This window comes from Moorena sp. SIO4E2, from assembly GCF_010671945.1.
GTDB classification, from domain to species: Bacteria; Cyanobacteriota; Cyanobacteriia; order Cyanobacteriales; family Coleofasciculaceae; genus Moorena; species Moorena producens.
Genome location: NZ_JAAHIE010000415.1, coordinates 1 through 6,640, shown reverse-complemented (window position 1 = coordinate 6,640; position 6,640 = coordinate 1). Strand labels below are relative to the sequence as shown.

Genomic DNA, 6,640 nt, shown 5'->3' with positions numbered 1-6,640 from the left:
CGTTGAAGGTCTAGCGGTCAAGCTGGGTGTGAAGGAAGAATCGTAGGATTCCCGATGAAGCACCAAGTTCTCGATGCAAGTTGAGAAGCCCACACTATAATTTGAGTGACGTTAGGAACGAAAATTTGGTGTTGGGAGTATGTCACCCCTTGCTGATCCTGTAGCGATGGCAGTGGCTCTCGACCCAGCCATAATAACCAGGCAAGGTAAATACTATGTCGAGGTAGAAACATTAAGCGAACTTACCCGTGGTCAAACGGTAGTGGATGAGCTAGGAGTACTCAAGCAAACACCAAACATGACTGTAATTTGCTCCATCGACGCACCCCGATGGAAAGAACATTTATACCGTTGCTTGGGATAATTGTTAATTATATCTGTTGCCAAAGTCATCAATTATGGGAAAGAAAGGGATTTAGAATTTAGAATTTAGAATTTAGAATTTAGAATTTAGAATTTAGAATTGATCAAAAAATTATGAATATCCCAGATTATTTGTGATAAATTACCATAAAATCATCTCTACAAGCCTGGTTAAACAAGGATTATCAATATTTAAAAAATAAATTTTAATCAAAACAGATTTTTGTTAATCAAAAATGTCTTTAAATAGACTAACTTAATCCAAAACTACTTCATCCGAAGTTCCCGATTCCCGATTCCCGATTCCCGATTCCCAATTCCCGATTCCCTGTTTCCTTATGTCCCGTGCCAAAGCCCTAAAATACTACATAATAATCCGCCTGCTGCTAGCGCCCCTGATGCTATGGACCATTACCACCCTAGTGTTTCTTCTGCTCAGAGCTACCCCAGGAGATCCTGTGGATGCTGTATTAGGGAATCGCGCTCCAGATATCGTTAAAGAAGACTACCGAAAACAATTAGGATTAGCTGACCCGTTGTGGTTGCAGTATATTCGCTACTTAGGATCTTTGCTACGTTTAGACTTAGGTACCTCAATCACCAGCCAAGGTCAAAAAGTCTGGGAGATTATTCAACAACATTTCCCCGCAACTGTAGAACTATCAGTATGCGGCATGGCCATAGCATTCTTAGTTGGTATAGGAGTTGGTACTTTAGCCGCATCCCGAAGCGGAACAGTTTGGGATGTGGGGGGTAGATTATTTGGTATCATTACTTACTCCATCCCTCTGTTTTGGATGGGGATGGTGGTGCAGTTAATTTTTTCTGTTCAGCTGGGTTGGTTTCCCATCGGTACTCGCTATCCCATTACCCTACCAACACCAGAAGGGTTTACTGGTCTTTATACAATAGATAGTCTCTTCAGTGGTAATTTGGTTCAGTTTTTCACTGCTATCTATTATTTAGCCTTACCCAGTCTTACCTTAGGGCTGCTGTTGAGTGGCATCTTTGAACGGATTGTGCGGGTAAACTTGAAGCAAACTCTCAAGGCTGATTATGTAGAAGCGGCCAGAGCTAGAGGTATTCACGAAAGGCGGATTGTTTTTGCCCATGCTCTGAAAAATGCCATGATTCCTGTGATTACAGTGCTAGGGTTGACCTTAGCTGCTTTGTTAGGTGGAGCAGTGTTGACAGAGGTGACATTCTCTTGGCCAGGGTTAGGGAATCGGTTGTATGAGGCAATTTCTGGGCGGGATTACCCGACGGTGCAAGGGATTATGGTATTTTTTGCCACTATTGTGGTAATCGCAAGTATTGCCATTGATATTGTTAATGCTTTGATTGATCCCCGTATTCGGTACTAATCCCAATTCTTTAACGTAGGAGTACAGATGCAGATCGGGAGATGAGGAGATGGGGGATGGGGAAATGGGGTAATCAGAAAGATTGGTATTAAGGGTCATTATCCGGACATGATATGATATAATATTGAGTTTAATAAAAATTAAACAACTATTCTTGATAAATAAAAAATCTCTCCAGAACTCAAAAAATTTGTCACAAAATAACCTTCCCAAACGTTCTAAATATAGAAACCAATTTAGCTTCCGGCAAAAGAAGCCCCACAACGAACATGCGCAGCATGAGTGTGGGATGAATTTTGCACAGAGTCTTTCACTTTAGACCAATCGATGTGTTATACTGGAAATACTGACTTTCAAAGCCGAAAATGCTGGGAAGTTGGTCAAACATTATTAAACAAAAGACCAAGAAAACAGAGCGGCAGGGCAGTCCGTTCTTAAAGCCCAGCGCCTCCTAAGCAATAGCTGGATTGGCTGGGAAGCCCACACTGAACTCAAAGAGTCAGTGTGGGAGCTGTCACTCTTGCAGCTAACGCTTTCGCTTACGACCTTGAAGCCGGTCCAATCTGGAATCAGGGTGATGCTGAAGCTAAGTGTCCTGCGGTCTGTGAGAAAGCAGGTACTAAGTGGAACGGTAACTGGGTTACTACCGTACCAAATGAAATGTCTGTCTGTGGCTGCGATCAAACCTTAGCTCTTGAAGCTGGTCCGATTTGGAATAATGATGATGCTAAAGGTAAGTGTCCAGCCGTCTGTGAGAACAAAGCTGGTGCCTGGGATGGTAACTGGTGGACTACTGTATGGAATGCAATGTCTGTTTGTTCCTGCAAATTTTCCTAGTTTGTGAAACTATAACAGATTGCTAACTATCTAGAAAGGATTAGTAATTAGTAATAAAAAAGTAATGAGCCTCAGGTAGGCTCATTACTTTTTTATCGCGATCGCTGAATACCCCATCCTCCTGTGAACTGGGGATGAAAGGCGCGTCAACGATGGTAAATCGAATACCATCCTTTGGCATTTTCAGTGAGAGTGAACGAATTAACTTTCTACCTCAAAAAAAATTTTGATCAGAATTATTATCAATACCCCAGATAACTATTTACCTATTTAAAAACGAGGAAAGACACCGAATCCAGAACTGTAATCCAAGTAATCTACTAGGCAAATAAACCTACCCTTGCCAGGAAATAAGACCCCTTGTAGGCCAAGCGCGGATGAGGGCTACTGAAAGCCCACACTATACTGGATCGAGTAAGTGTGGTGAAGGTTATGTGAGTGATTAATTCATGGATAATCTGTATATGAGGCAACATTTTGCTTCAGAATGAGTAAAGAAGCACGTAAGGAGTACTCCGAAAATGCTGGCATACCTCTTGGCGTTGGTTATTGCTCTTGGTAGCTTAGTCTTTTACCTAGCTGCCTTCTTTTTACCAGAGGTTCATCGTAAATATGACTTTATCTGGAGTGGAGTGGGATTATTCTACGCTCTAGTGTTATGGATTTGTGCTGGACGCATTACTGGCGGCGTCTTAATCGGTCAAATTGCGGGTGTATCCCTGGTAGGCTGGTTGGGTTGGCAAACCTTGACCTTGCGACGAGCCTTGATACCGATTGACCAACAAACCCCTATCCCAAGTCAAGGTGAATTTATCGCCAAAATTCAAGAAATACTGCCAAGTGAGTCATTAAAAGGGCTAATACCTAAAGTAACTGGCTTTTTTGGCAATCTTTTGGGCAAACGCCAAGACTCAGCCCGAACTCCTGCTGTACCGGCAGATACCACCATGGCGTCCCCCACCCAGGAAACCAATCCCAAAACTACCCAACCAAGCCCTGCAGCGGATGAAGCAACTACGGTAGCATCCACTACCCAAGCAGCGGTTATAGAAACAGATGACACTAAAACCTCAGATTCTGCTGAAACAACTATCCCTAAAACAGAAACCCCTCAACCAGTAGCAGCGGCTAAGGAAGACTCACCTCCCCCAGAGACAGAAACCCCCCAAGCAGTAGCAGTCCCTAAGGAAGACTCACCCCCCCCAGAGCCGGAGTCAAGTCAGGAGCCAGAGCAGAAACCAGAAGCGATCGCACCAGAAGCGATCGCACCAGAAGCAAAAGCCCCACCACCTCCTAATCCGAAGGTGGAATAAAAATAGAGCGCAACATAAAAGCTACCACCAGCTTCAACCCCAAAACAACCGATTTCTAAAAAATCCCACCATTCTTCCTTGGGAAATTTGTAAGGTTGGCCAGATTGCTGCCAATAAAAATAAGAGAGATATATTATATAGATATATATCCTTTGTTGACCGTTGATTGTGTGATGTGGCCTGTAACGACTCAGCAGTACACAATCAGCGGTTAGCAAGTTAAAGTTGGTTATAGCGATCTAATCAACTGCTAATCAACTGATCTACTAGAATTTTGGCTTCAAACTGTGACAGCATCCAAAAGCTATAAAGATACGGTCAATCTGCCCAAAACCGAGTTTAATATGCGGGCAAACGCTATCAAGCGAGAACCACAACTCCAAAAGTTTTGGGCAGAGCAAACTATTTATGAGCGCCTGTCACAAAATAATCCTGGCGAGATTTTCGTGTTGCATGATGGCCCCCCCTACGCCAACGGGTCTCTGCACATGGGTCACGCCCTTAATAAAGTCCTCAAGGATATCATTAATAAATACCAACTGTTGCAAGGTCGCAAAGTACGCTATGTCCCTGGTTGGGACTGTCATGGCTTGCCGATTGAGCTGAAAGTCTTGCAAGCCATGAAGCTAGAGGAGCGTCAACAGCTGACTCCGATCAAACTGCGCCGTAAAGCCAAGAAATTTGCCCTGAAAACAGTAGAGCAGCAAAGCAAAGGTTTCCAGCGGTATGGAGTATGGGGAGACTGGGAAAATCCTTACCTGACTCTAAACCCACAGTACGAAGCGGCTCAAATTGGGGTCTTTGGTCAAATGGTCTTGAAGGGCTACATCTACAGGGGCCTGAAGCCAGTTCACTGGAGTCCCAGTTCTAAAACAGCCCTAGCGGAAGCGGAGTTGGAATATCCCGAAGGTCACACCTCCCCAAGTATCTATGCGGCTTTCCCAATGACTAAGGCAGCGCCAGGGATAAAGGAAATCCTAGACCCATTTTTGCCAAATCTTGGTGTGGCGATCTGGACGACTACTCCCTGGACAATCCCTGGGAATTTGGCAGTAGCAGTTAATCCAGAACTGACCTATGCAGTAGTCGAAGGTGCTCCGGAAACTAACCAATCCCAATTCCTATTAGTAGCAGCAGATTTGGTAGAAAGACTATCAGCTACTCTAGAAACTCCACTTACGGTCAAAACGACTGTTAAGGGTGAGGCGTTGGAAAATTGTACTTACCAACATCCCCTATTTGAGCGGGAAAGCAAAATTGTTATTGGTGGGGATTACATCACCACTGAATCCGGGACAGGTTTGGTTCACACGGCTCCTGGTCATGGTCAAGAAGACTATGGTGTGGGTCAGCGTTATGGCTTACCTATCCTTTCTCCAGTAGATGCGGATGGTAAGTTTACCGCAGAGGCGGGAAAGTTTGCTGGGTTGAATGTGCTTAAGGACGCCAATCCAGCCATTATTGAGGCACTGAACACAGCTGGGTCATTGCTGAAAGAGGTACCCTATGTTCATAAATATCCTTACGATTGGCGCACTAAAAAGCCAACTATCTTTAGAGCCACAGAACAATGGTTTGCTTCAGTAGAGGGATTCCGGGATGAAGCAATAAATGCGATCGCATCCGTAAAATGGATCCCTGCCCAAGGACAAAACCGGATTACCCCAATGGTGGCGGATCGTTCCGATTGGTGCATTTCCCGCCAACGGAGCTGGGGTGTACCAATTCCGGTATTCTACGACGAAGAAACTAACGAACCCCTGCTCAATGAAGAAACCATTGCTTACGTCCAGGGAATTATTGCTGAGAAAGGTTCCGATGCCTGGTGGGAACTATCAGTAGAGGAATTGTTACCAGAATCCTATCGTAATAATGGTAAGACCTACCGCAAGGGTAACGATACCATGGATGTCTGGTTTGACTCCGGGTCCTCTTGGGCAGCAGTGGCCGAGCGACGGGAAGAATTACGCTATCCGGTGGATATATACTTGGAAGGATCAGACCAACACCGGGGTTGGTTCCAGTCCAGCTTACTGACCAGTGTAGCCAGCAATGGTTATGCTCCCTACAAAACTGTTTTAACCCACGGCTTTGTTCTAGATGACCAAGGGCGCAAGATGAGTAAGTCTTTGGGGAATATCTTGGAACCAGCTATCATCATCGAAGGTGGTAAAAACCATAAAAAAGAACCCCCCTACGGAGCTGATGTGCTGCGGTTGTGGGTATCTTCTGTAGACTATTCCTCAGATGTTCCCATCTCTCAGAGTATTCTCAAGCAGCTAGCCGATGTCTATCGCAAAATTCGCAATACAGCCCGTTTCCTGCTAGGAAACCTTAATGACTTTGACCCAGCTAAGCATAGGGTGCCTGTTCAGGAGTTACCGGAATTAGACCGCTACATGCTACACCGGATCACAGAAGTATTTGAAGATGTAACTGATGCCTTTGAGAGTTATCAATTCTTCCGCTTCTTCCAGAGCGTGCAGAACTTCTGTGTAATAGACCTGTCTAACTTCTATCTGGATATTGCCAAGGATCGACTCTATATCAGTGCTCCCAACTCACCACGGCGGCGCAGTTGTCAGACAGTGCTACAAATAGCATTGGAAAATTTAGCTAAAGCGATCGCACCTGTACTCTGTCACATGGCAGAGGATATCTGGCAATACCTACCTTACCAGAAATCCCATGAATCCGTGTTTGAGTCAGGTTGGGTCAAATTAGAGGAACAATGGAAAAACCCTGAACTAGCGGCGTCCTGGT

The 6,640-nt window shown here is 44.8% G+C and carries 5 protein-coding genes; all 5 read left to right on the top strand.

What is annotated here, in order from left to right:
• Positions 1 to 139 precede the first annotated feature (139 nt).
• Positions 140 to 364 carry a nucleoside hydrolase gene (locus tag F6K37_RS29130; RefSeq protein WP_287253949.1) on the top strand — a complete coding sequence of 75 codons (225 nt, stop codon included), beginning with the start codon at positions 140 to 142 and terminating at the stop codon, positions 362 to 364.
• A 337-nt stretch (positions 365 to 701) separates the two neighbouring features.
• Positions 702 to 1,727: an ABC transporter permease gene (locus F6K37_RS29125; protein ID WP_287253947.1), complete on the top strand. Its 1,026-nt coding sequence runs from the start codon at positions 702 to 704 to the stop codon at positions 1,725 to 1,727.
• Between the two features lie 504 nt (positions 1,728 to 2,231).
• Entirely contained in the window at positions 2,232 to 2,564 is a 333-nt protein-coding gene (locus F6K37_RS29120) for a mannan-binding lectin (protein ID WP_287253945.1), read from the top strand.
• 521 nt (positions 2,565 to 3,085) lie between these two features.
• Positions 3,086 to 3,877, top strand: a complete 792-nt coding sequence (locus F6K37_RS29115; protein WP_008190929.1) for a Ycf66 family protein — start codon at positions 3,086 to 3,088, stop codon at positions 3,875 to 3,877.
• Between the two features lie 287 nt (positions 3,878 to 4,164).
• A partial coding sequence (gene ileS / locus F6K37_RS29110; RefSeq protein WP_287253943.1) for an isoleucine--tRNA ligase occupies positions 4,165 to 6,640 on the top strand: 2,476 nt, incomplete at its 3' end.

Coding starts and splice junctions, on each gene's coding strand:
- F6K37_RS29130 (WP_287253949.1), top strand. CDS start 140: ATGTCACCCCTTGCTGATCCTGTAGCGATGGCAGTGGCTCTCGACCCA.
- F6K37_RS29125 (WP_287253947.1), top strand. CDS start 702: ATGTCCCGTGCCAAAGCCCTAAAATACTACATAATAATCCGCCTGCTG.
- F6K37_RS29115 (WP_008190929.1), top strand. CDS start 3,086: ATGCTGGCATACCTCTTGGCGTTGGTTATTGCTCTTGGTAGCTTAGTC.